The sequence below is a fragment of the Qipengyuania sp. NPDC077563 genome, assembly GCF_044901345.1.
Lineage (GTDB): Bacteria > Pseudomonadota > Alphaproteobacteria > Sphingomonadales > Sphingomonadaceae > Qipengyuania > Qipengyuania aestuarii.
In genome coordinates this window covers 567,363-590,332 of the sequence record NZ_JBJDPC010000001.1, presented here as the reverse complement: position 1 = coordinate 590,332, position 22,970 = coordinate 567,363, and the positions used below count along the sequence as shown (strand labels likewise).

The 22,970-nt window shown below is 59.2% G+C and carries 24 protein-coding genes; 13 read left to right on the top strand and 11 right to left on the bottom strand.

Going from position 1 to position 22,970, the window contains the following annotated elements; translation table 11 throughout:
• The first annotated feature begins 57 nt into the window (after positions 1 to 57).
• Positions 58 to 528 (top strand): MarR family winged helix-turn-helix transcriptional regulator, encoded by a 471-nt coding sequence (locus ACI2I1_RS02935; RefSeq protein WP_404677834.1) that lies wholly within the window; start codon positions 58 to 60, stop codon positions 526 to 528.
• Between the two features lie 48 nt (positions 529 to 576).
• Here the strand turns inward: ACI2I1_RS02935 and ACI2I1_RS02930 are convergent, their stop codons facing one another.
• The 7 genes from ACI2I1_RS02930 to ACI2I1_RS02900 all read right to left on the bottom strand — a co-directional run bounded on the left by ACI2I1_RS02930 (position 577) and on the right by ACI2I1_RS02900 (position 8,008).
• Positions 577 to 1,566: a type II secretion system F family protein gene (locus ACI2I1_RS02930; protein WP_404677833.1), complete on the bottom strand. Its 990-nt coding sequence runs from the start codon at positions 1,564 to 1,566 to the stop codon at positions 577 to 579.
• A 19-nt stretch (positions 1,567 to 1,585) separates the two neighbouring features.
• Positions 1,586 to 2,557, bottom strand: coding sequence for a type II secretion system F family protein (locus tag ACI2I1_RS02925; RefSeq protein ID WP_404677832.1), 972 nt, complete (start codon positions 2,555 to 2,557; stop codon positions 1,586 to 1,588).
• 73 nt (positions 2,558 to 2,630) lie between these two features.
• The gene (locus ACI2I1_RS02920; protein ID WP_404678325.1) at positions 2,631 to 3,878 is read right to left on the bottom strand and encodes a pilus assembly protein CpaE; all 1,248 of its coding nucleotides are present in this window, start codon (positions 3,876 to 3,878) and stop codon (positions 2,631 to 2,633) included.
• A gap of 9 nt (positions 3,879 to 3,887) precedes the next feature.
• On the bottom strand, positions 3,888 to 4,556 hold the full coding sequence (locus ACI2I1_RS02915; RefSeq protein WP_404677831.1) for a CpaD family pilus assembly protein: 669 nt from the start codon (positions 4,554 to 4,556) through the stop codon (positions 3,888 to 3,890).
• Positions 4,553 to 6,121 (bottom strand): type II and III secretion system protein family protein, encoded by a 1,569-nt coding sequence (locus ACI2I1_RS02910; RefSeq protein WP_404677830.1) that lies wholly within the window; start codon positions 6,119 to 6,121, stop codon positions 4,553 to 4,555. Before ACI2I1_RS02910 ends, ACI2I1_RS02915 begins: the two co-directional genes overlap by 4 nt.
• A 38-nt stretch (positions 6,122 to 6,159) precedes the next feature.
• Positions 6,160 to 7,230, bottom strand: a complete 1,071-nt coding sequence (cpaB, locus tag ACI2I1_RS02905; RefSeq protein ID WP_404677829.1) for a Flp pilus assembly protein CpaB — start codon at positions 7,228 to 7,230, stop codon at positions 6,160 to 6,162.
• An 88-nt stretch (positions 7,231 to 7,318) separates the two neighbouring features.
• Complete coding sequence (locus ACI2I1_RS02900; RefSeq protein WP_404677828.1) at positions 7,319 to 8,008, bottom strand: prepilin peptidase; 690 nt, start codon at positions 8,006 to 8,008, stop codon at positions 7,319 to 7,321.
• Positions 8,009 to 8,226: 218 nt separating this feature from the next.
• Here ACI2I1_RS02900 and ACI2I1_RS02895 point away from each other — a divergent pair, with 218 nt between their 5' ends.
• On the top strand, positions 8,227 to 9,102 hold the full coding sequence (locus ACI2I1_RS02895; protein ID WP_404677827.1) for an alpha/beta fold hydrolase: 876 nt from the start codon (positions 8,227 to 8,229) through the stop codon (positions 9,100 to 9,102).
• On the top strand, positions 9,099 to 10,196 hold the full coding sequence (locus tag ACI2I1_RS02890; RefSeq protein ID WP_404677826.1) for an NAD(P)/FAD-dependent oxidoreductase: 1,098 nt from the start codon (positions 9,099 to 9,101) through the stop codon (positions 10,194 to 10,196). Before ACI2I1_RS02895 ends, ACI2I1_RS02890 begins: the two co-directional genes overlap by 4 nt.
• On the opposite strand, the gene rnhA is transcribed toward ACI2I1_RS02890, so the two are convergent.
• From rnhA to ispH, 3 genes are read right to left on the bottom strand one after another with little or no spacing between them, the layout of a single operon-like run.
• Complete coding sequence (gene rnhA / locus ACI2I1_RS02885; RefSeq protein ID WP_404677825.1) at positions 10,193 to 10,642, bottom strand: ribonuclease HI; 450 nt, start codon at positions 10,640 to 10,642, stop codon at positions 10,193 to 10,195. The genes ACI2I1_RS02890 and rnhA overlap by 4 nt on opposite strands.
• A gap of 28 nt (positions 10,643 to 10,670) precedes the next feature.
• Positions 10,671 to 11,627, bottom strand: coding sequence for a homoserine kinase (locus ACI2I1_RS02880; protein WP_404677824.1), 957 nt, complete (start codon positions 11,625 to 11,627; stop codon positions 10,671 to 10,673).
• On the bottom strand, positions 11,628 to 12,614 hold the full coding sequence (ispH, locus tag ACI2I1_RS02875; RefSeq protein ID WP_404677823.1) for a 4-hydroxy-3-methylbut-2-enyl diphosphate reductase: 987 nt from the start codon (positions 12,612 to 12,614) through the stop codon (positions 11,628 to 11,630).
• Positions 12,615 to 12,707: 93 nt separating this feature from the next.
• On the opposite strand from ispH, the gene ACI2I1_RS02870 reads away from it, so the two are divergent.
• From ACI2I1_RS02870 to tatC, 9 genes are all read left to right on the top strand, one after another.
• Positions 12,708 to 13,361, top strand: a complete 654-nt coding sequence (locus ACI2I1_RS02870; protein WP_404677822.1) for a hypothetical protein — start codon at positions 12,708 to 12,710, stop codon at positions 13,359 to 13,361.
• Between the two features lie 68 nt (positions 13,362 to 13,429).
• Positions 13,430 to 15,169, top strand: coding sequence for an arginine--tRNA ligase (argS, locus tag ACI2I1_RS02865; protein WP_404677821.1), 1,740 nt, complete (start codon positions 13,430 to 13,432; stop codon positions 15,167 to 15,169).
• A 4-nt stretch (positions 15,170 to 15,173) separates the two neighbouring features.
• A complete protein-coding gene (locus ACI2I1_RS02860) occupies positions 15,174 to 15,878 on the top strand; it encodes an SPOR domain-containing protein (RefSeq protein ID WP_221542821.1) in 705 nt (234 codons plus the stop codon).
• 90 nt (positions 15,879 to 15,968) lie between these two features.
• A complete protein-coding gene (gene nagZ, locus ACI2I1_RS02855; protein ID WP_404677820.1) occupies positions 15,969 to 16,988 on the top strand; it encodes a beta-N-acetylhexosaminidase in 1,020 nt (339 codons plus the stop codon).
• Between the two features lie 56 nt (positions 16,989 to 17,044).
• Entirely contained in the window at positions 17,045 to 17,788 is a 744-nt protein-coding gene (locus tag ACI2I1_RS02850) for a segregation and condensation protein A (protein WP_404678324.1), read from the top strand.
• The gene (gene scpB, locus ACI2I1_RS02845; RefSeq protein WP_404677819.1) at positions 17,785 to 18,387 is read left to right on the top strand and encodes an SMC-Scp complex subunit ScpB; all 603 of its coding nucleotides are present in this window, start codon (positions 17,785 to 17,787) and stop codon (positions 18,385 to 18,387) included. Before ACI2I1_RS02850 ends, scpB begins: the two co-directional genes overlap by 4 nt.
• Positions 18,388 to 18,452: 65 nt before the next feature.
• On the top strand, positions 18,453 to 18,683 hold the full coding sequence (gene tatA / locus ACI2I1_RS02840; RefSeq protein ID WP_221542824.1) for a twin-arginine translocase TatA/TatE family subunit: 231 nt from the start codon (positions 18,453 to 18,455) through the stop codon (positions 18,681 to 18,683).
• A 23-nt stretch (positions 18,684 to 18,706) separates the two neighbouring features.
• Positions 18,707 to 19,156 (top strand): Sec-independent protein translocase protein TatB, encoded by a 450-nt coding sequence (gene tatB / locus ACI2I1_RS02835; protein ID WP_404677818.1) that lies wholly within the window; start codon positions 18,707 to 18,709, stop codon positions 19,154 to 19,156.
• Entirely contained in the window at positions 19,156 to 19,971 is an 816-nt protein-coding gene (tatC, locus tag ACI2I1_RS02830) for a twin-arginine translocase subunit TatC (RefSeq protein WP_221542826.1), read from the top strand. The genes tatB and tatC overlap by 1 nt, the downstream gene beginning before the upstream one ends.
• Here tatC and ACI2I1_RS02825 read toward each other — a convergent pair.
• Positions 19,956 to 21,605, bottom strand: coding sequence for an amidohydrolase (locus ACI2I1_RS02825; protein ID WP_404678323.1), 1,650 nt, complete (start codon positions 21,603 to 21,605; stop codon positions 19,956 to 19,958). The genes tatC and ACI2I1_RS02825 overlap by 16 nt on opposite strands.
• Positions 21,606 to 21,714: 109 nt before the next feature.
• On the opposite strand from ACI2I1_RS02825, the gene ACI2I1_RS02820 reads away from it, so the two are divergent.
• Positions 21,715 to 22,968, top strand: a complete 1,254-nt coding sequence (locus ACI2I1_RS02820; RefSeq protein WP_404677817.1) for a threonine ammonia-lyase — start codon at positions 21,715 to 21,717, stop codon at positions 22,966 to 22,968.
• Positions 22,969 to 22,970: the final 2 nt, after the last annotated feature.

Sequence of the window (22,970 nt, the reverse complement as noted above, 5' to 3'; positions counted from 1 at the left end):
CAGGTGGTTACGGCTGCAACCTTGTAAAAGCGGGGGGCTTCATTAGACCTTGGCGGGATGAGTACTCGAAAACCCGCCCAGCGCCTCGCCGATTTCCTGCCGTATCAACTGTCGGTCGCGTCGAATGCCGTCTCGACCAGGATCGCGGAGCAGTACCGCAAACGCTTCGCGCTGAAGACCACCGAATGGCGGATCATGGCGGTCCTCGGCGATAGCGGTCCGACGACCCAGCGCGAACTGTCTCAGGCGACCCTGATGGACAAGGTGCCAGTCAACCGCGCCTGCAAGTTGCTGGAGAGCCGCGGGCTGGCTCAGCGCACTCCGAACGAGAGCGATGGCCGCTCGCACCTGCTAGATCTCACTGCGGAGGGGCGGGCAGTCCACGCCGGGATCATGCCGCTTGCGCTAAAGATCGAGGAAGAACTCTTCTCGGTATTGAGCGAAGAGGAGCGGACGCAAATGCGCGACATGCTCGCCCGGTTACGCCAAAGTGCTGGGGAGTTCGATGCAGAAAGCCTCGCCGACTAGATAATCGGCGAGGCTTTCTTCGACGGTTCGTCGTTTCGACTTTCCGCGTTATTTCAGAAGACTGTCGGAGATGTTACAAGCCGCCGGTCCAAGGATGACGATGAACAATACTGGCAGAATGAAGAGGATAAGCGGAACAGTCATAATGGCTGGCAGACGCGCCGCTTTCTCTTCTGCACGCATCATGCGTTCGTTACGGAATTCAGCCGACAGGACGCGCAAGGCAGAGGCCAATGGAGTACCGTACCGTTCGGTCTGCACCATTGTGGTTACAACGCCCTTGACCGCCTCCAAATTCACTCGATAAGCGAGGTTGTTGAAAGCTTTCTTGCGCTCGTTGAGGAAGGATAGCTCGATTGCGGTCAATGTAAATTCTTCGCCGAGTTCCGGGTAGGCTCTCCCCAACTCTTTCGCTACGCGGTTGAAGGAAGCATCGACCGTCAGCCCGGCCTCAGCGCAGATCACCAAAAGGTCGATCGCATCTGGCAAACCCTTGCGGATCGCATCCGTTCGTTTGTTCGCAATATTGGATAGGTAGATCTCTGGGCCTTTGTATCCTAGAAATAGGGCTGCAGCCATGGCTGCTACGCGCTTAAATTCCCAGTCTGGATAGATCTCAATTCCATACAATAAAATCGCCGTGATGGTTCCGAATAGTGTCGGAAGGATCATGCGCAAGGCGATGAGGATAACGGCAACTTCTTTGTTGCGAAATCCGGCCCAAGCTAATTTTTGCTGTATTTCATCGACTTGGCTCTGTTGCAGAACCTTCATGTTCCCGAGAGTATCTCGGACCTTGTCGGTAGTACTCGAATTGCGAACAAGGCTTTGGCGTTTTTTAGCGCTTGCTGTGACAAGTCCGAGCTTCAGTTCTTCTCGCCGCCCCTCGAGGGCTTTGACGCGCTTAGCCATGGGGTCTTTGATTGTCAGCGCGGCATAGATCGCAAAAATGACAGCTACAGCCGCCACTCCGGCGAGAATCGATCCTACGAGCAAGACGTCGAAACCGAGTAGCGTGGGGCCGGTCGAACTTTCCATTATAATGTTCCTCTACCGCTCAGATTTCGAAACTGACCATCTTCGCCATGATGAACGCACCGATACTCATCCAGACCAATCCACCGAGGCCAGTTACAATCAGTCGATCATCAGTGAAAAAGCCCGCTACATACGATGGATTTATCCACCAAATCATGGTAAAAACGACGAAGGGAAGAGCACCCACGATGTAAGCGGACGCTTTCGACTCAGAACTCATTGCGCGGATTTTGAGCTTCATCTGGGCTCGCTTCCGAAGCACATCGGCTAGGTTCGAGAGTGTCTCCGCGAGATTGCCGCCAGTCTCACGCTGAATGGCCAAGGTGATGCAGAAAAAATCGAATTCAGGAATATTGAGCCTATCTGCTGTTGCCTGAAGCGACTCCTCCATCGTACGCCCAATTTTAATGCGCTCCACGATACCTTTAAACTCTTGGCCGACAGGACCCGGCACTTCCTGTGCGACCACTCCGAGAGTTTCGGTGACTGGAAGGCCCGAGCGAAGGCCACGAACAAGTAACTCAATGGCGTCTGGAAACTTGGCGTTGAATTGCGCCGTGCGTTTCGAAATCGTCCTATTCACGATGAAGTGTGGAATGCCAGCAGCGAAGAAAATCGCGACCGCTAATGAAAGAGGTAACGAGCCCGACTGCAGGTAAAGTAGTAAAGCCGTGATGAGGGCTAAGCCGAGCGAGACGTAGAAATACTGACTTAGGCTCCAATTTTTTCCGGATCGATCTAACCGAAGAGCCAGAGCAGCGAGGCGTGACTCTGAACCGGCCTGACGATATTGTTTGGGTTTGCGGGCCGCGATGGCCTTCTTAAGTTGGGATTCAACCTTCGCATCAGTGCTTTCAGAATGCCGATAGCGGACTTGTTGCAGTCTCCTCTGGCTTGCTTTCGCTACGTTTGGACCCGCGAAGGCGAAGTAAAGCAATACGAGCAGAACCAGCATTCCGCCGAAGATCAATATGAGCTGGGCCGTGTCCATCGCTAAACTCCGTAAAAGTCAAATTCGGATTTCGGATAATCGGCGCGCGAATGCTCGCCTACCTCAGCCGAATTCAGGCCGTCGCCTTTTCCTTTTTCGTCATCAGGCCCTTCAGGTCGAAACCCCCGAGCAATGATTTCTTTGCCGACTTTTCGTCATCGTTGCTGTCAGCTTCGCCCAGTCCGATAATCTGCGATGCAGCCTGCTTGATGCCAGCCGACATCTTGCTTGAAGCGCTTGCGTCGATAACCGTCTTGCCGAGCTTGGCTGCCGAGATTGCTGCTTTCTGATCGAGTGAGATGGAAACATCGATCTTACGTTCGATAGAAGCTTCGAAGTCGGCCTTGCTGATCTCGGAAGCTCCCGGCTGGACCCTGTTGGCAATGACGAGCGGAGTGACATGCCCGGCATTCGTCTTGAGCCAAGAGAGAATGCGAATAGTGTCACGCGCCGACGCCAGGCTCATATCGCACACTACTGCCGCAACGTTCACCTCGTTCAGAACATGCGGAAAATTGATCAGCATGTTGCGCGGCAAATCGATCAGTGTCATTTCAAAGGCGTGGCGAAACTCCTCTTGGAGTTGCAGGAATGCTGCGCCATCTGTCATGAGCGGCGAGTTGATCGGTGCCTCTGCCGAGAGGATGGCCAGATTGTCGTTGGCGCGGATCATGGCGCGCTCGATGAAGAGGCCATCAATACGACTGGGATTGTCGATTGCATCGGTAAGGCCGCGCCCCGGCTCGAGATCGAGCGTCAGTGCACCGGTGCCGAAATGAACATCTAGATCAAGCAATGCAGTCGGCATGCGCTTATCAGTGCTATAATGCCACGCGAGAGAAGTGGCGAGCGTCGACGCTCCTACACCACCGCGCGTACCGATGATCGCAGCGGAGATATGATTCTTTGCCTGCTCGGCTTCGCCGCCGCGTGGCGCAGAGAAGACGGCTTGGGCGTTGTTCAGAGAATCCCTCAAAACCGCAGCCGATAAGGGCTTGAGCAGATAGTCGTGAATGCCGCTCGAGATCAGATCGCGGTAAAGGCGTACGTCATTGACTTGGCCGATGGCGATCACGACGGTGCCCGGTTCGCAAACTTCCGCTAGAGCATTAATGTCATTAAGTGGATCGCCGCTTTCGGAAAGGTCCACCATCAGAATATTTGGGCTGGCCGAGACGGAGAGCGACTGAACCGCGTTACGCAGTCCGCCCTTGTTGCACTTCTCGGGCTGCCAACCGAGTTCGATGACTACCGGGCGGAGAACATCCAGCGCGGTTTCGTCACAAATGTATGCTGCGAACGGATCGCGGTTTGTGGGCATGCTCATGGCTTACTGGCCTCCTCCGGTAGAAACTTGAGGTAGTCCCTCAGCACCAGTAGGCGCTTGGTCACGATAGCTTCTTATGGCCTTAGTCGAAGTGGTTACGACCGTTTCGCCTGTACCTTGCTGACCTTGGACAAGATCCTCGGGGTTGGCGATCATGGCAGCGAGGTTGGAGTTTACCGAACAACCATAGTTAGAGCTGGTTGCATTCTTAGGATTGAACTCTGCTGTTCTGGACCAGTCTGGGCATCCCGGAACTGACGCCGTGCTCCGTGTTACTACAATTCGCGTATACCCAACGGGTACGGTGCCGGTTGTCAGCGGGGCGCCTTCCGAAAGCAGCAAGCCGTACCTTCCGGCAATGGCGGCGATCTCGCTTTGAACAGCGCTCCCTGCAGTACCGTCATCGATAGCTATTCTATCTCCGTAGCGGATATTCATGCTTTCGAACCAGTCGGCAAGGCGTTGCTTTTCGCTGATTGGTAGACCGCCTCCGTTCGACTGAACGTCAAGCGTGAAGTTTGATCTCTCGATCACCGGCTGATTGACGCTGTACAGCGAGCGGTTGTCCGTGGTCGCGCTACCGCATGCGTTCAACATCAGAGCGAACGTAAGTCCGAGCGGAGCCGCAATCGAGCGTTTATCGATAAAGCGCATTGCTTTCATCTCCTTCATTCGAAACTGAAGCCTGGCTTTGCGGCTACGGTATTGTGATGTTCCGAGGTGGTGGCATTTTCCGCCAATCGACCAGCCAAACTGGGTTCGGCCTGCGAAACTTGAGGGTTCGCATCGATCGTTTTGGTAGTGGGTACTGGGCGCGCACCGCCGGAGACGCCGTGTGCTTCACGAAGCTCCAACAATCTCTGATATTCGGTTGGCTTCAGATACCCATCAGTTGGGAGTGCGATGTCATTCGCATTGACCGGCTTTACCAAATAAGGAGTTACCACGATGACCAATTCGGTTTCGCCCCGGCGATAGCTGGTGGAGCGGAAAAGATTGCCGAGCACCGGAACGTCGCCCAAGCCAGGCGCTTTTTCGATATTATTCAGGGAGTTGTTCTGTAAAAGTCCCGCAATCATGAAACTTTGGCCCGAGCCAAGCTCCACCGTCGTTTCGGCGCGCCGAGTGGTAAGTGCCGGAACCTGAAAGCCATCGATCAAGATGGCACCTTGGCTCGACAATTCCGAAACTTCGGGCCGGACACGTATTGAAATTCGGCCGTTCGCAAGAACCACTGGCGTGTACGCAAGGCTCACACCATACTTTTTGTAAGTAATGCTGGTTGTGCCCAAGCCGCCAGAGGCGGGGATGGGAAATTCGCCACCTGCGAGGAATTCAGCTGTTTCCCCTGAAAGGGCAGTGAGATTGGGTTGTGAAAGAGTGGTAACAAGTCCCTGCGTCTCTGCAAGATCAAGAGCGGCACCTATATCTAGGCCGAGCAAATTGCCGAAAGCGCCGAGAGTAGTGCCCGGGGTTATTTGATCTATAAGAGTGGCTCCCTCACCCTCGAAATTCCGGCCAACTCCCAGCGGACCTTGAACACGCTCTCCGGTTATTGGACTGACGTAACTAGGCTGAAATTGGCTGATAGCCCCTCGACCTTGACCGACGCCGAACTGGAAGCCGTTCGTACTGTCGGCCGTCGCCAGGTTCATGCCGATGGCTTTTACCACGCTCCGGCTTACTTCGGCGATGCGGACCTGAAGGTTGACCTGTAGCGGAGTCGCCATTTTCAGTCGGCTGATGACATTCACGTCATCGCCCACATAGGCCTCCACCAACATCTGCGCATCGGCGGCGTCTTCCGGAGCGGCTACTGTACCCGTGAGGAGAACAGTATTCGTTCCCATCGTCGCGACGTTGATCTTTGCCTCGGGCATCGTGAGAGACAACATCTGATCGATGCTGGAAATGTTTGACCCGACGCGCACATTTGCGGACCAGATAATCTGTCCGGACGCATTGCTCGCATAGACAGTCGTTTCACCTCCCGCTTTGCCGAAAAGGTAGAGCTGCCGTTGCGATTTGATCTGGACATCGGCCACGCCATCATCCGCAATGAAGACATCCGACATCGAACCAGGAACATTAATTAGCTCCCCGCGCCCAATCGAAAGTACGATGTCTTGATTGGGACGGATTATGGACTGGGCCGTTGCCTTGGTCGCTGGAGCAGCGGCTAGCGGTGCCAGCGCGATGCTGGCAAACAGCAGTTTGGTGGTGAGACGACGTTTCATGGACTTGCCCCTAGAGTGACTTTTTGTCAGCTTCGTTCTTAACGGATGGTGCTCATGGCGGACGGGACGGTTTGCCCCGCGTTGGCTACGCCGCCGCTGACTGCCCTTGCTAGGCCTCCAGCACCGATATTGACATCTTCGCTGCGCTTCCCGCGAGTTACGGTAACCGTGGGGCCGCTACGGACTGGAGCACCGTTTTCAACGTAGCCACCGCCAGATGGCGCAGGGCGGCCTTGGGCTGGCATCGAACTGCGCTGGAAGCGAGAGACGTCGCCACCGGTGACAAAAGTGCTTTTACCGTCATCAGGGCGGCTCGCGATCTCGCGGAGAAGCCGCTCTTCTTCTGCTGGTGAAGCGCCTTCCGGAATGACAACGTCACCGGATGCGATGGCGCGCTCTAGTTCGCTATGGCTATCGGCGAGAGGGCGGAGCGCCAAGCTGAGTGAGCCTAGTGTTTGCGCCACGGCAACCTTTTCGGCGATCGTCGGAGTTACCTCGAGCGTGACAGTACGGAATGATTTGACCTGGGTTTGGCCTTCCACAACCTCTTGGCTGGTCGACTGGTCTGTCGCGAGTACACGAAGATTGCGAAGAATTGTCTCCGAAGCCTTGAGGGCAGAGCCCTCTCCCGAAACCGTCTGCGTCAGAACCATGTCGACACGATCCCCAGGAAAGATGAAGCCTGCAACCGCGGCCTTCGCATCGACTGGAACAGTGATCGCGCGCATTCCCGGGGTGAGCGCAGCCGCAAGGAACCCGCGATCTCCTGGACTGACTAGCGAACCTTGGGTAACCGGTTCGCCTGCTGTCACAGCATAGCGTACGACGGTGCCGAGCAACTGATTTATGTCCGCCTCTCCGTCGAGGAAATACGCGTCCTGAACCAATTCTTTGGGCCAAAGTTGATAGCCGATCGCGTCGGCAGTAATGATAGTGCCGACGGGCAGAGCTCGCTGCGCGACAAGAACCTTCGGCCCTTGAGTTTCCACGACCGCCGCGGCCTCCGCTTGCGGGGCGGCAGCGCCTGCAAAGATGCTGCGTGCAATAAGAGCGGTCCCGATCGCAACGATCAGTGCACTTACCAGCAGAACCAGTTTCTTCCTATCCATGGCTTGTCAGCCCTCTCAGTTAGCCCGGCAGATTCGATGCGGGCGGGTATGACTTTGTTCTTAAGTAGCGATTGGTTAAAATCGCGTTTCAGCCCGCAAGGACTGGCGCAATATCCGGTCCAAGCGCGGTGGCTACGACCCATAGGCCAGCGATGGAGATGGCCAGGCCATACGGTATGCGCGGCTGGTGTTTGTGCCGGCGAATGATTTTGATCGAAGCGAGAGTGACCAGCGCAAGCAACGCGATTGGTGCCACCGCCATGGCGATCGTCACGCCAACATTGCTGTCGACCGATTCGCCAAGCGCGTGAGGTAAAGCGAACCGGGGTCCTCCGAGAATGGAGCTTGCGAAGACTGCTGCGATGAGTGTGCAGCCAATCAGGATCGCGGTGTCTCTGAGGGGTTTCGCGCCGACAATATTAGAGCGGGATACGCCCCAAATGCCCATGACCAGCGTCAATACCCAGCCGACCATTGCCATGATCAGCACGAGCCCGACGAATTCCATTGGCGGAAACCAGAGCGCCAGCGCCGTCAGAAGCTTGAGATCGCCTCCGCCCATCTGGCCGATGGCAAAAAAGAGAGCGCAGATGGCAAAGGTGATTCCTGCCAGGCCCAATTGAAAGGCGATGCCGGGCCAAACCTCCAAGCCAGTTGCCAACCAGAACAGAGGCGCCCCCACTGCGATAGCGACATTCAGCCTGTTGCTGATTATCCGGCTTTTGAGGTCGGTGAATGCCGCTACTATCAGCGCCATTGCCAAGGCGCCGAGCAGCACATAGGTGAAAATCACATTGTCCATTGCACCGTCCCGAACTTCTATCGAGAGGTGTGTCTACAGATACATGCTTACTAAAAAGTAACCATGTGTATCGCGTCTAACGGAGGTTTCCCATTCCCGCCCCGCTGACTTCGCAAAGCGCTGCGCCTATCGAGCGCCGGACGATTCCAGTCCATGCCGTCGAGCGCAAGTGGTTCGCGGAAGATGGACACGAATTGCGCCGCATCGATTGGCCCGGGGTTGGCGCTGAGAAGCGCGGATCGATCCTGTTTCTTCCCGGCCGCACCGACTTTTTCGAAAAATATCTCGAAAGCCTCGAAGAATGGCACCGGGCCGGGTGGGCGGTTACAGCAGCGGACTGGCGCGGTCAGGCGGGGTCCGGGCGTTTGGGAAATGACGACGTGACCGGACATGTGGAAGATTTTGGCGATTGGGTCGCCGATCTGTCCTACTTCTGGAGGGCCTGGAAAAGGTCTACGCCCGGTCCGCATGTGTTGATCAGTCATTCAATGGGTGGTCACATCGTGACCCGCGCGCTCGTCGAAAAAACAGTGGACCCGGACGCGGTTGTCCTGTCGGCTCCGATGCTCGAGATGGCCGGGCCTCCACTGCCTCTCGCAATACTTCATTCCGTCGCACGCTTGATGACCCGTATCGGGTCGCCTCAGCGACAGGCTTGGAAATGGAGCGAGAAGCCCGGGGAAATGCCTTCACGCAGGCGCGACCTGCTCACACATGACGACGCGCGTTATGAAGATGAACTATACTGGCGCGAAAACAGGCCGTATCTGATTATGGGGCCGGGAAGTTGGAGGTGGGTCGAACAGGCCTACGCGTCGATCCGCAAGCTGGAGGCGCCGGGGGCCATGGAAAGGGTAAATGTTCCGGTCCTGATAATTTCCACTTCGAACGACAAACTGGTAAAGCATGAGGCTGCGGTGCGAGCTTCCACTCGCTTGCCGCATGGTGAATTGGTTGCGTTCGGCGACGAGGCGCGCCACGAAATCTTGCGTGAGATTCCCGCCGTGCGTCACCGGGCGATGCAAGCTATCTCCGAATTCCTCAATCGGGTGGTACCCCGACCGAAGTGAAAACTTATGATTTTGCCATCATCGGGGCCGGGATTGCCGGCGCGAGCCTTGCGGCCGAACTTGGGCAGCATGGAGCTCGTGTCCTGCTGCTCGAGGCAGAGGATCAGCCTGGTTACCATGCGACGGGCCGATCCGCAGCTTTCTGGGACGAATGTTACGGCGGTCCGGAAATTGTCCCGCTGACGCTGGCGTCTGGCGCATATCTGCGGGACCACGGTTTTCTCATCAGGCGCGGGGCTCTCTACATCGGCAGGCAATCGGATGAGCAACGTCTCGCCAGCTTCATGGACCGGTTTTCGGATACAGGAGCGGGAATAGAGCGAGTGGGCGCCTCGATGCTACACACGCACGTGGCTGGGCTGCGGACCGATTGGACAGGTGGTATTTGGGAGCCTGCCTGCGCTGACATTGATGTGGCCGGTCTGCATGCTCATTTCCTGGCGCTTTGCCGAGCAGAGAAGGTAGATTTGGAATGCCGGGCGGCCTTAAAGACTGCAGATCGGATCAAAAATTCTTGGCGGCTGGATTGCGGCAAGGCCGGGATCTTTGCCGCTTCGGTTCTTGTTAACGCGGCGGGTGCGTGGGCGGATGATGTCGCGGTGAGGGTTGGTGCGAGCGCTATTGGAATTCAGCCTCTGCTCCGCACAGTGGTTCAGCTTCGCACCGATCCAGCGCCGGCACCTGATCAACCACTGGTGCTCGATATTTCGGGCAATTTCTACTTTAAACCTGAAGCCGGTCGGCTCTGGTTGAGCCCGCATGATGAAACACCGAGTGAGCCATGCGACGCAGCACCGGAAGAGCTAGCAGTCGCGACGGCGATCCACCGATTGGAGCAGGTTGTAAATTGGAAGGTCGAAGCCGTTGAGAAGCGTTGGGCTGGCCTGCGCAGCTTCGCTCCCGATCGGCTGCCCATTTACGGGTTCGATCCTCGCGTGGAAGGCTTTGCGTGGTTCGCGGGGCAGGGCGGCTTCGGCATTCAGACATCACCCGCTGCCGCCAGATTGGTCGCGCAGCTATTACTTGGCGAACCATGTGACGAAATGACCCGATGCCTTGATGCATCACTTTATGATCCATCCCGATTTTATTAGCTGCGCTTGCGCCTGCCTATGGATTCCGCCGCGTCACTCGCCAGTTGATCGACCCGTTCGTTCTCAACATGGCCAGAGTGACCTTTCACCCATTGCCATTCGATTTGATGTTTGCTGCGAAGATCATCGAGCTGGCGCCATAGATCCTCGTTTACGACCGGTTTTTTCGCCGCGTTCTTCCAGCCTTTTTTCTTCCACCCGTGAATCCACTTTGTGATGCCATCGATCAGATAGGTGCTGTCTGTATGGAGGGTAATCTCACAAGGTTCTTTGAGCGCTTCCAATGCCCTGATCGCCGCGGTCATTTCCATCCGGTTATTGGTGGTCTGCGGCTCGGCGCCCGATAGTTCCTTTTCGTGTTCTCCCATCCGTAGCAAAGCACCCCAGCCACCCGGTCCTGGGTTTCCTTTGCAGGCGCCATCGGTAAAGATTTCGATCCGTTTCATTGCGCATGCCCTTAACGCGCGATCGGCATCAGGCAAACGCGGTAGCACCTTTTTCGGCGTAGAAATCCCATCGGCGAAGAAAATCGATAGGATCTTTGCGGAGTACCTGGGCATCGGCTGGGGTGTTGAGCCAGTCTTCGGCCCTGCTGGCCACAAATCGCAAGCAGGCACCTTCCGCCAGAACGGGCAGCGCCTCTCGTTCCTCCGCTGTCAGCGGCCTTACCGCTTCGTAACCCTGAATGATCGCCTCGCCGACAGCACGATCGAAGTTAGTACCATCGGCACCGAAGCACCAGGCGGCATGGGTCACGGCCAAATCGTAGGCCATCATGTCATATGCAGCGAAATAGAAGTCGATCATCCCTGAGACGGTCCCGTCCAACATCAAGACATTGTCCGGAAACAGATCTGAATGGATAATCGAGCAGGGCAGCGATTGTGGCCACCGGGCCACGAGTCTGTCGGCTCGCTCGGCAATACCAGCAAGCCGGCCATCGATATCCGTGAGCTTCGCCGGATCGCTGTCTCGTAAGATTGCGGCCGTGTCCTTTGGTGCAAGATCGTTCGCCCGTCTTTCGCCAAAGCTTTGCCCGGCGAGATGCACATATGCCAACGCTGAACCGACCGCTGCTGCCTGTGTGGGTGTTGGGCGAGTTGGCGAAACGCCGGGAAGAAACTCGATGAGGGCGACAGCCTTACCGTCTATTTCGTGATGAGAAGCACCATGCCGATCGTGAATAGTGGCCGGCACCGCGCAGCCAGATTGTGCAAGATGATCGAGGAGGCCGAGGAAAAAGGGCAACTGCGCAACATCTATGCGCCGTTCATACATGGTGAGGATGTAGCGGCCCCGGGTGGTTTCGAGCAGCCAGTTTGAATTCGAAACACCCTCCGCGATGCCCTTGGCCGAAACGAGATCGCCGACATCATATTCCGCTATCAGGCGAGCGAAATCCTCTGCCCCAAGATGAGTGTAGACAGCCACTTACTCGGTGAGTTGGCGGGGCAGCTTGAACACCATCGTTTCTTCCGCTGCAGTGACCGGTTCTTCTTCGACCAATCGCCATTCGGACAGACGGTCCACGACTTCGCGGACAAGCTTCTCAGGTGCGGAGGCCCCGGCGGTCAGGCCGACGGTTCCAACCCCTTCGAGCCATGCGGGTTGAATCTCGTCGGCGCGCTGTATGAGGCGAGCATCAGTACCCAATCGTTCAGCCACTTCGACCAGTCTTACGGAATTGGACGAGTTCGGGGCACCTATGACGAGGACGAGATCACAGGAGGGCGCGATGATCTTGACCGCAGCCTGACGATTGCTGGTCGCATAGCAGATATCCTCTGCCTTCGGCGCAACGATCTGCGGGAAACGCGCTTCCAGTGCATCGGTGATCTCGCGCGTGTCGTCGACGGACAGAGTGGTCTGCGTGAGGTAGGACAGATCGTCCTCAGTGGTGAACGGAAGTTCAGCAACATCATCCACAGTCTCGACCAGTGTGATGCGGCCTTCGGGGACCTGGCCCATGGTGCCGATGACTTCGGGATGACCGGCGTGGCCGATGAACAGGATGTGCTGGCCTTTCTCGATCTGGCGTTCGGCCTGGCGGTGGACCTTGCTGACCAGCGGGCAGGTCGCATCGACATAGAGGAGCTTGCGGCGATCCGCTTCGGCAGGCACCGATTTGGGCACCCCGTGCGCAGAGAACACCACCGGCGCATCGTCAGGCACTTCGCTCAGTTCTTCGACGAAAATGGCGCCCTTGGCCTTGAGCGAGTCGACCACGTAGCGATTGTGGACGATCTCGTGACGGACGTAGACGGGCCTCCCGTATTTTTCGAGCGCGCGTTCAACGATTTCGATCGCCCTGTCGACGCCTGCGCAGAAACCGCGCGGCGCGGCGATCAGCAATTTCAGCGGCAGGCGCGGATCTCCGGCCTGAGCAGCGCCGTTCGGGGATTGAAAGGGAGCGTTCATATGTGCCCCCCTAGCGCTTTGCATCGCGTCAAGCTAGGGGACGCGAGCCCCGCCGAGGGGTACGCATACGAACACATGAGGAATGCCGCCGACATGATCACCCGTAATCGCCTCCTGACCGCTGTGGGACTTGGCCTTGCGCTGGCAGGTTGCAAAACCTCCGGTGAACTGGTGGTTGACGGTGGCGGCGCGGGGATCACCGCAGTCCGCACGACCTGTCCCGCAGTAGGCATTCCCGACTATACGGGCGACATCACGCTGTTCCGCAGCCCGACATCGCGCACACTTGCCGATCTCGATGTGGCCGCTTCGATGACGGATCTCACCTCGACCTGCAACGAAACGGGTGACCGGGTTTACACCGAGGCGACTTTCAATGTCGTCGCACGGCGCAGCGATGTTACCGGCGCCCGCTCGGTCGAACTGCCCTATTTCTCCACCGTCCTTCGCGGCGGTAGCGCAGTGATCTCGAAGCGGCTGGGAACGGTGACGCTCACTTTTGCCGATGGCGAAGAGCGCGCGATGGCCAGCGGCAAGGCCGCGGCCTATGTGAACCGCGCGGATGCAACCTTGCCCGAGGACATTCGCGAGAAAATTACCCGCAAGCGTGAGGCGGGCGATCCCGATGCAGCGGTCGATCCGCTGGCCGATCCGGAAGTGCGGGCGGCGGTGCAGCGGGCGACTTTCGAAATGCTGGTCGGTTTCCAGCTCACCCAGGATCAGCTGCGTTACAACGCGACGCGGTGAGATCATCCAGGCGCCGGGCTGGCGCCTAGCATCTTGCCATTTCGCGCCATTCGTTTAGGCGCGCAGCTATGTCCGACATCCAGACTTTGCACGCCGGTTTCGCGGCGAGAATCGACGCTGTTCTCAACGCCCTCGAGATGGAAGGACATCTTCCTCCCGAAGCGAACCGATCGGGCGTCACGGTCGAACCTCCGCGCGATCCCTCGCATGGCGATCTCGCCACCAATGCCGCGATGGTCCTTGCCAAGCAGGCCAAGACCAATCCGCGCGCCCTGGCCGAGCTTATCGTCGAGCATCTGAACCGCGAGCCCGATATCACCGAGGCGAGCATCGCCGGCCCCGGTTTCATCAATCTGCGGCTGGCAGAAACCGCCTGGCTGCGGGAACTGTCGGCAATTGCCACGCTGGGTGACGATTACGGCCGGTCGGGGATCGGGGGCGGCCAAGTCGTCAATATCGAATATGTTTCTGCCAACCCCACGGGCCCGATGCACATGGGCCATTGCCGCGGCGCCGTGGTGGGGGATGCGCTGGCCGGACTGCTGGAATTTTCCGGCCACAAGGTCACGCGCGAATATTACGTCAACGATGCCGGCGGCCAGGTCGATGTCCTCGCCCGCTCCGTGCATCTGCGGTACCGCGAGGCGCTGGGAGAAGATATCGGCGCAATTCCCGAAGGCCTCTACCCCGGTGACTATCTGAAGCCGGTCGGCGAGCGGCTGGCCCAGGAATTCGGCGATAGGTTCAAGGACGCGCCCGAGAGCGAGTGGCTGGAGCTGTTCCGCGAACGATCGGTCGCCGCCATGATGGACATGATCCGCGAGGATCTTTCGCTGCTCGGTATCCATCACGATCTTTTTTCCTCCGAAGCCAAGCTTCAGGCAGCGGGCAAGCCAGCCGAGGCCGAAGCCTGGCTGCGCGAACATGGCTTCGTCTACGACGGCGTGCTTGAAGCGCCCAAGGGCAAGTCTCCGCCGGAAGACTGGGAACCGGTCGAACTGCCGCTTTTCCGTTCGACCGAGTTCGGCGACGATCAGGACCGTCCGATCAAGAAATCGAATGGCGCATGGACCTATTTCGGCGCAGACCTCGCCTATCACTTCCAGAAGGCGGAAAGCGCCGATGCGCTGATCGACATCTGGGGGGCGGACCATGCGGGCACGGTCAAGCGGATCAAGGCCGCCGTTGCCGCGCTGACCAAGGGCGCCGGCCGCGATGTGCCTTTCGATGTGAAGCTGGTGCAGATGGTCAATCTGGTTCGCAATGGCGAGCCGGTGAAGATGTCCAAGCGCTCCGGTACCTTTGTGACACTGGCCGATGTGGTGCAGGAAGTGGGGAAGGACGTGGTGCGTTTCACCATGCTCACCCGCAAGCCCGAAGCCCAGATGGAGTTCGACTTTGCCAAGGTCGTTGAGGCAAGCAAGGACAACCCTGTCTTCTATCTCCAGTATGCGCATGCGCGTATCCGTTCCACCTTGCGCAAGGCTGGTGTCGAGCCGAGCGATGCGCATCTCGACCGCCTCGGCGCGGACGAGCTTGCGCTGGTGCGCGAAGCTGCTCAATTCCCGCGCGTCGTCGAAGCGGCCGCCAAGGCCCGCGAACCGCATCGTATCGCCTTCTTCCTCGGCGATCTCGCCTCGGCCTTCCACAGCTTCTGGAATGCGGGTAATGATGATCCGGCGAAAAGGATCATTCAGGACAACGATCCTGAACTTACCGCAGCGCGCCTGTTCGTGGCCGCACAGGTCGGACAGGTGATCCGCAACGGCCTCGGCATCCTGGGTGTCGAGGCAGTCGAGGAGATGTAGATCGATGGCAACCGGGCCATATGAGCGTGGAGAGGGTTGGGAAGATACCGATCTCGAACTGATCGACAGCGACGAGCGACTGCCGTGGCTTGAAGCGGAAGACGAGGATGAGCGCGGGACTGGTTTCGCCACCTCGCGCCTGATCATGGTCGGCGTATTTTCGCTTCTATTCGTCGCCGCCCTCGTCGGCGCGGCATGGTTCACCATGGGCGTAACCAGCGACGAGCCCCCGGCGGACGGCAGCGTGGTCGAAGCGCCAGCAGAGCCGTACAAGACACGACCGGAAAATCCCGGCGGCAAGGAATTTGCCGGCACCGGCGACACCAGCTTTGCCGTGGGCGAGGGAAAACGGCGCGAAAGCAAGCTGGCCGACAAGCCGGCCACTCCGGCGCCCGTCGAGCCCGCACCAGCAGAAACCGCCGCACCCTCGCTAGCCACGACCATGAACGAGGGGCCACGCAGTCCGGAACCCGCCAAGGGGACCAGTGTGCAGGTAGGCGCTTATCCGAAGCGCGCCGATGCAGAAGAGGCATGGGGCCGGCTCATCAGGCAGACAGAGGTCCTGAACGGCGTGCGGCACCGGGTGGCTGAAGCCCAGGTGGATATTGGCACCGTCTACCGGCTGCAGGCGCTGACCGGCAGCAATGCCGAAGCGCGTTCGCTGTGCAACCGGCTGCAGAACGACGGGCTGGCCTGCTTCGTCAAATAGCCGGTGGTCACGGCTTTTCCGTCTGATTTTCCACACCTGATGGCCGCGATTTGCTTGGCCTGACGCCAAAAAGATCGCAGTTTTATCGCCATGACACCCGCCATCTTCGGCATTGCCGGCCCAGAACTCTCCGCCGACGAGCGTGCCTTCTTCAAGGACGCCGATCCTGCCGGCTATATCCTGTTCGGCCGGAATTGCATCGACCGCCAGCAGATGCGGCGCCTGACCGACGATCTGAAGGCCATTCACGGGCGGGATCGGTTGATCGTATCGATCGACCAGGAAGGAGGGCGCGTTGCCCGCATGAAAGCGCCTGAATGGCCGAAATATCCGGCCGGGGAAGCCTTTTCGCGGCTGTTCGAGATCGCACCTGCCTCGGCAATAGAAGCCGCACGCGTGAATGCCGAAGCTATCGCGCGGGAACTGGCGCTGGTCGGCGTGACGGTCGATTTCCACGCCCCGTTCGATGTCCGGCGCCCTGAAACCGACGATGTGATCGGGGATCGCGCGCTCGGCAGCGAGCCGATGCAGGTGGCAGCGCTGGGCCGGGCCGTGCTGGATGGCATGGCCAGAGGCGGCGTTGTGGGGTGCCTCAAGCATATGCCGGGCCATGGCCGGGCGACGATGGACAGCCACAAAGAACTGCCCGTCGTGACCGCCAGCGACGCTGAGCTGGAAACGGATATCGCGCCGTTCCGCGAACTGGCTGGCCATCCGCTCGGCATGAGCGCGCATATCGTCTTCACCGCATGGGACGACAGCAATCCGGCGACATTGTCCGACACGGTGATCGTCGAGATAATCCGCGGCAGGATCGGCTTCGATGGCCTGCTGCTCACCGACGATATCGACATGCAGGCGCTTGAAGGCACCATACCCGATCGCGGTGCGGCGGCGCTGGCTGCTGGCTGCGACATCATTCTCAATTGCTGGGCCAATATGGATGACCAGCGCCAGATTGCCGAGCGTTTCCCGGATATGGCGGAAAAGACAGCGCAAAGGCTCGAGCGCGTGCACAGCGCGATGGGCGATCAGCCGGACGAAATCGAGACAGCGGACCTTATCGCCAAGCGCGACGCGCTGCTGGCATTAACGGAGCAGGCTGCGTGAACAGCGGCTTTCTCTTTGCGGAGACACCGCAGGAGAAAGATAACCAGCCGCCCGGCATGGCCGTCGAAGACGCGGGTGATAGCGACGCCCTTTATCTGGAACTGGAAGGCTGGGAGGGGCCGCTCGATCTGCTGCTAGACCTCGCGCGTCGGCAGAAGGTGGATCTGCGGGAAATTTCGATCCTCGCGCTGGTCGAACAATATCTCGACTATATAGAACAGGCCGAAGCCCTCAAGCTGGAGCTTGCGGCGGACTATCTCGTGATGGCGGCGTGGCTCGCCTATCTTAAATCGGCCATGCTCCTGCCCAAGGACGAGCAGGAAGAACCCAGCCCCGAAGAACTGGCGCTGAAGCTGCAGCTGCGGTTGCAGCGGCTCGGCGCGATGCGCGAGGCCGCAGGCCGCCTTTTGGGGGGCAACCGGATCGGGCGCGATGTCTTCCTTCGCGGCGCTCCGGAGGGACTGGATATCGTTCGCAAGACGCGCTGGGAATGTGACCAGTTCGCCCTGATCGAGGCCTATGGGAGGGTCAAGGCGCGCACTGCGCCGGCCGTCCATATGGTGCGCGAACGGCCCGTGATGACGCTGGAATCCGCGCTCGACCGCGTCTCGAACATGCTCGGCGTGACGCTGGAATGGATGGAACTACGCGAATTCCTTCCGCCTCATGCGGAACCGAGGTTGCGCAAATCCGCGCTCGCTTCGAGTTTCGTGGCAGCGCTGGAACTGGCGCGGCTGGGCCGTGCCGAAATCGCGCAGGACGAGACTTTCGGCCCCATGCGGCTGCGGCGGGTCCAGTGAACGCGCTCCAACGATCCATCGAAGGCGCGCTGTTCGCGGCGGAAGACCCGATGAGCGTCGATGCGCTGGCAAGCTTCCTGGGGGATGTCGACAAAAGCGAAGTGCGCGCGGCGCTGAAGGCTCTTGCGTCCTTCTACGAGGGACGGGGCATACACTTGGTAGAGCGCGCCAAACGCTGGCATTTCGAGACCGCGCCCGATCTGGCGCATCTCCTGCGCAAGGAGCGCGAACAGCTGCGCCGCCTGTCACGCGCGGCCACCGAAGTGCTGGCGATCATCGCCTATCACGAGCCGGTCAGCCGGGCCGAGATCGAATCGATCCGCGGGGTGCAGACGAGCGGCGGTACGCTCGATGTGCTGATGGAAGCGGGCTGGGTGAAGATTGCCGGGCGTCGCGAGGTGCCGGGACGCCCGACGATCTATGCCACCACGCCCGAATTCCTCGATCACTTCGGGCTTTCCAGCCGCCGCGATCTGCCGGGATTAGCGGAATTGCGCGCGACCGGCCTGCTCGACCCGGTGGAGGAAGCCTATGAGGAGCTGACTGGGGACGAAAGCGGGCCGGTTGATGATGAAGAGAATACTTCACGCGACGCCTGACTGGCATTCGCCTTCAAGCACGCCTATACTTGCGTTCAGACACATCCGTTTGGAAGGTATTCAAAATGTCGCTCGGCCCATGGCAACTCGTCATCATCGCCATCCTGATACTCGTGCTGTTCGGTCGGGGAAGAATTTCCGAAATGATGGGCGATTTCGGCAAAGGTATCAAAAGCTTCAAGCAGGGCATGAACGAAGAAGAGGCCAAGCCCGCCAAACGTATCTCGCACGAAGCCAAGCCCGCGGATGAAGGGCTGACCGAAGATCAGGTCAAGCAGCCGTCCGAGACCAAGTGACTTTCAGCAAGAGCCGCTAAACAATGTTCGATGTCGGCGCGGCCGAGCTGCTCGTTATCGTGGTGGTCGCAATTCTGGTGATAGGTCCCAAGGACATGCCCGCGGCCATGCGTACGGCTGGCCGCTGGATCGGGAAACTGCGCCGTATCTCCTCGCATTTCCGGTCCGGGATCGACGAAATGGTGCGTCAGGCCGAAATCGAGGACATGGAAGAAAAATGGTCTCAGCGTAACAAGGAGATCATGGCCAGATACCCGACCGGCGGCGAACCCGAAGGCGGGGCGCCCGAAAATATCCTGCCAGCAGGTGAGGGGATGGAACCCCTGCCTCCTCGCAGTGCCCCCGCGGTTGGCGACACCACCGCAGAGGCGGCGGTCAACAAGGTGGACCGGCCCGCATCTCCTCGCGCGGAGCCAGCGCGAAGCACTGACGAGCCAAGCCTGCCGTTCGACGAGGATGGCAAGGACCGCTGATGGCCTTTGAGCTGAGAGATATCGACGACACGCAAGCTCCGCTGCTCGATCATCTGATCGAATTGCGATCGCGGCTTGTGCGCTGCGTAGCGGCCCTCGTGGTCGCATTCAGCGTTTGCCTCTACTTTGCCGACGAGATCCTCGGTTTTCTCATCCAGCCGCTCAAACAAGCGTTTCCCGACGGCGAGGGGCAGTTGATCTTCACCAAGCTCTACGAAGTCTTCTTCGTCGAGCTGAAGGTAGCGCTGTTTGCCGGCTTCTGCCTTTCGTTTCCCTATATCGCTAACCAGCTCTGGGCATTCGTCGCACCCGGTCTGTACGCGAAGGAGAAAAAGGCTTTTCTTCCCTTTCTGGTGGCGACGCCGTTCCTGTTCATTGCCGGCGCATCGCTTGCCTATTTCGTCGTGATGCCGACCGCCTTCACCTGGTTCCTCGGGTTCGAAGGAACGGCGGGCGGGCTCGAAATTCAGGCATTGCCAACGGCGAACGAATACCTCGGACTGGTGATGCAGTTCATTCTGGCATTCGGCATGAGCTTTCTGCTGCCGGTGCTGCTGCTGTTGCTGCACCGCGCCGGAATCGTCACACGCAGCCAGCTGGCGGGCGCGCGGCGCTACGTGATCGTCTTCGTGGTCACGCTCTCTGCCGTGATCACGCCGCCCGATCCCGGATCGCAATTGCTGCTGGCGGTGCCGCTCCTGATCCTATTCGAAGGCTCGCTTCTCTTGATGCGTGTCTTCGATCGGCGCGATGCCAAGACCAAGGCGGAGGAAGAGGACCCGGCTGCTGCCGAAAGCGATCAGTCGGCGTCGTAAACCTTCTGGCCGCCGACCCAAGTCTCGAACACTTGGGTTTGCCTTATTTCATCAGGCGACGCCATGAGCGGATCGGTATCCACCAAGACGAAGTCTGCGCGTTCGCCAGGTAGCAACCGGCCGAACCGGCCTTCGGCAAATCCGGCATAGGCGGCGTCTGCGGTAAACGCGGCGAAGCTCTCTTCTCTGCTGACGCGCTCACTCGCTCTCCAGCCACCGAAAGGATCACCAGCAGCATTGGTGCGCGTGATCGCGGCAGCGAAGCCGGCGAAGGGATCGGCGGACTCTACCGGGGCATCTGACCCGAAGGCTAGCGTGCCGCCAAGACCGAGGATCGTATTCCACGCATAGGCCCCGCCAAGCCGATCTTCGCCCAGACGCGCTTCTGCCATGTACATATCGCTCGTCTGATGCACCGGCTGCATGCTGGCGATGATTCCGTGATCGGCAAATTTCGGCAGGTCAGCCGGATCGACGATCTGCGCATGTTCGATCCGCCAGCGCAAATCCTGCGGGAAACTTTCCGCGATTTCGGTGACGGCGTTCAGCGCTTCGGCATTGGCTGCATCCCCGATCGCGTGAACTGCCGGCTGAAACCCTCCCTGCGCTGCCCGCACGAGAATGTTGCGCAGCTGGGCAGGCCCCATCAGCGGCAGGCCGCGATTTCCGGGATCATCGGCATAATCCGCTTTCAACCACGCGCCGCGGCTACCAAGTGCCCCGTCGAGATAGAGCTTTACTCCGTTGAGACGCAGCTTGTCATCATAAAGCCAGGGCGAGGGGTTGGCGCCCGCGATAAGCAACGCCTGGTCCATACCCGCCGAGTAGCTCATGATCCGGAGCGTCAGCGAACCGTTATCGCCTGCGCGGCGGAAGGCCTGCCAGTCTTCGATGCTGGTACCCATGTCGGCCACAGCGGTGATGCCCTGGCTGTGGAACACTTTTTGCGCTTCGGCAAAGGCAAGGTCGCGCTCGTTCGGTCGCGGCGCAGGGATGGCCGAATTCATCAATTCCTCGGCCGCATCGACGAATACACCCGACGGCGTCTTGCCATCGGCAAGTTTTTCGATCCGGCCGCCACTCGGCGATTTCGTCGCGGCAGCGATGCCTGCGGCTTGCAGCGCTAGGCTATTGGCCCATCCGGCGTGACCATCGACCCGCTGGAGATAGACCGGCCGATCACTGACTGCGCGGTCCAGTTCCGCCGCAGTCGGGAAACGGCCCAGACCCCATTTTTCCTGATTCCATCCCCGTCCGAGGATCCAAGGGCGGGATTCGTTCTCGGCTGCGAAAACGCGGATTTTTTCCAGCGCCTCTTCCAGCGAATTGGTTTCCGACAGGTCGAGCGTCAGGGCGCCGAAACCAACTCCCATCACATGTACATGAGCGTCGATCATGCCGGGGATCATGATCTTTCCCTGACCATCTTCGCGGTAATCGGTGCGCGGACGCTCCTGACCGCGGGTCAGGACCTGTGCGATGCGCCCATCGTCGCCGATCACCAGCGCTTCGAAGCGCTTGACCTTGCCATCTTCGTCGAGAGTGACGCCGCTTACATTGTCGACCAGTACGTCGGCATGGAGAGGCATTGCAATCGCCGAGGCGAGAAGGGCGGTAGCGAATTTCAATTTCATGAGGCGATCCCAAGTCTGCATGTCGAACCGTGCGATAAGGCATAGCTTGGCGCGCGCAAACCCTTTCAGCAATTGCGCCGCCGCCACCCGCGCCCTAGGGGCCGAAACCATGATACAGGCATCACCAAAGCGCGCCGACCAGGACGCGCGCGAGCTTCTTACCTTAGCCGATGTGCGCCAGGCGGCGCAGCGCATCGATGGCTCGGTGGTCAAGACGCCGATGATGCGCTCCATTACTTTGTCCGACATTTCGGGCGCCGATATCTGGCTCAAGTTCGAAAACCACCAGTTTACTGCCGCTTATAAGGAGCGGGGCGCGCTTAATGCGCTGGAGCAGTTGTCGGACGAACAGCGCGCGAAGGGTGTCATTGCGGCTTCGGCGGGAAATCATTCGCAGGGTCTGTCCTATCACGGGCGCCGGTTGGGCGTGCCGGTGACCATCGTGATGCCTTCCACAACTCCAAGCGTGAAGGTCATGCAGACCGAAAGCGTGGGCGGGAACGTTGTCCTGTTCGGCGAGACTTTCGATGAAGCGTACGAGCACGCCCGAACATTGGAAGCCGAACGCGGTCTGACCTTCGTGCATCCTTTCGATGATCCGAAGGTCGCGGCCGGTCAGGGAACGGTGGCTCTCGAAATGCTCGAGAAGAAGCTCGATTTCGATTATCTTGTCGTGCCCATCGGCGGCGGCGGGTTGATGAGCGGGATGGCCACCGTGGCCAAGGCGCTCAACCCGGATATTCACATGATCGGGGTGCAGGCAAAACTCTACCCATCCATGTATTCTGCGGTGACGGGCGACGTTCTGCCGTGCGGCGGCGATACGCTGGCTGAAGGCATCGCAGTGAAGGAGCCGGGGGCCTTCACGCGGCAAATCATCTCCGAACTCGTTGACGAAGTGCTGCTCGTTGAAGAGGCGGATCTCGAACATGCCGTTTCCCTGCTTCTCCAGATCGAGAAGACCGTGGTCGAGGGTGCGGGGGCAGCAGGGCTTGCCGCCGTATTGTCAAACCCGGAGAAATTCGCTGGCAAGAGCGTGGGACTGGTTTTGTGCGGGGGCAATATCGACACCCGGCTGCTGGCCAATGTTCTGGTCCGCGACCTGGCGCGATCCGGCAGGCTGGCGCGATTGCGGATTACTCTTCAGGATCGCCCCGGTGCGCTGTTCAAGGTGATGCGCGAGTTCAACGAGCACAACGTCAACATCATAGAAATCTACCACCAGCGCATCTTTACCACCCTGCCTGCCAAGGGCCTGATCACCGAGATCGAATGCGAAGCGCGCGACGCGCCGCAGATCGACCGTCTGATCAAGGCGCTCGAAGGCAAGGGCTACCATGTCGAGCTGGCCGAATTGGCGTAAAG

Bases quoted from the DNA above. Each gene is read 5' to 3' on its own strand.
- argS (WP_404677821.1), top strand. From the start codon at position 13,430: ATGTCCGACATCCAGACTTTGCACGCCGGTTTCGCGGCGAGAATCGAC.
- nagZ (WP_404677820.1), top strand. From the start codon at position 15,969: ATGACACCCGCCATCTTCGGCATTGCCGGCCCAGAACTCTCCGCCGAC.
- ispH (WP_404677823.1), bottom strand. From the start codon at position 12,614: ATGAACGCTCCCTTTCAATCCCCGAACGGCGCTGCTCAGGCCGGAGAT.
- cpaB (WP_404677829.1), bottom strand. From the start codon at position 7,230: ATGGATAGGAAGAAACTGGTTCTGCTGGTAAGTGCACTGATCGTTGCG.
- ACI2I1_RS02850 (WP_404678324.1), top strand. From the start codon at position 17,045: ATGGCCGTCGAAGACGCGGGTGATAGCGACGCCCTTTATCTGGAACTG.
- rnhA (WP_404677825.1), bottom strand. From the start codon at position 10,642: ATGAAACGGATCGAAATCTTTACCGATGGCGCCTGCAAAGGAAACCCA.
- ACI2I1_RS02870 (WP_404677822.1), top strand. From the start codon at position 12,708: ATGATCACCCGTAATCGCCTCCTGACCGCTGTGGGACTTGGCCTTGCG.
- ACI2I1_RS02930 (WP_404677833.1), bottom strand. From the start codon at position 1,566: ATGGAAAGTTCGACCGGCCCCACGCTACTCGGTTTCGACGTCTTGCTC.
- ACI2I1_RS02820 (WP_404677817.1), top strand. From the start codon at position 21,715: ATGATACAGGCATCACCAAAGCGCGCCGACCAGGACGCGCGCGAGCTT.
- ACI2I1_RS02920 (WP_404678325.1), bottom strand. From the start codon at position 3,878: ATGCCCACAAACCGCGATCCGTTCGCAGCATACATTTGTGACGAAACC.
- tatA (WP_221542824.1), top strand. From the start codon at position 18,453: ATGTCGCTCGGCCCATGGCAACTCGTCATCATCGCCATCCTGATACTC.
- ACI2I1_RS02935 (WP_404677834.1), top strand. From the start codon at position 58: ATGAGTACTCGAAAACCCGCCCAGCGCCTCGCCGATTTCCTGCCGTAT.
- ACI2I1_RS02825 (WP_404678323.1), bottom strand. From the start codon at position 21,605: ATGAAATTGAAATTCGCTACCGCCCTTCTCGCCTCGGCGATTGCAATG.
- ACI2I1_RS02910 (WP_404677830.1), bottom strand. From the start codon at position 6,121: ATGAAACGTCGTCTCACCACCAAACTGCTGTTTGCCAGCATCGCGCTG.
- tatC (WP_221542826.1), top strand. From the start codon at position 19,156: ATGGCCTTTGAGCTGAGAGATATCGACGACACGCAAGCTCCGCTGCTC.
- ACI2I1_RS02860 (WP_221542821.1), top strand. From the start codon at position 15,174: ATGGCAACCGGGCCATATGAGCGTGGAGAGGGTTGGGAAGATACCGAT.
- ACI2I1_RS02925 (WP_404677832.1), bottom strand. From the start codon at position 2,557: ATGGACACGGCCCAGCTCATATTGATCTTCGGCGGAATGCTGGTTCTG.
- tatB (WP_404677818.1), top strand. From the start codon at position 18,707: ATGTTCGATGTCGGCGCGGCCGAGCTGCTCGTTATCGTGGTGGTCGCA.
- ACI2I1_RS02915 (WP_404677831.1), bottom strand. From the start codon at position 4,556: ATGAAGGAGATGAAAGCAATGCGCTTTATCGATAAACGCTCGATTGCG.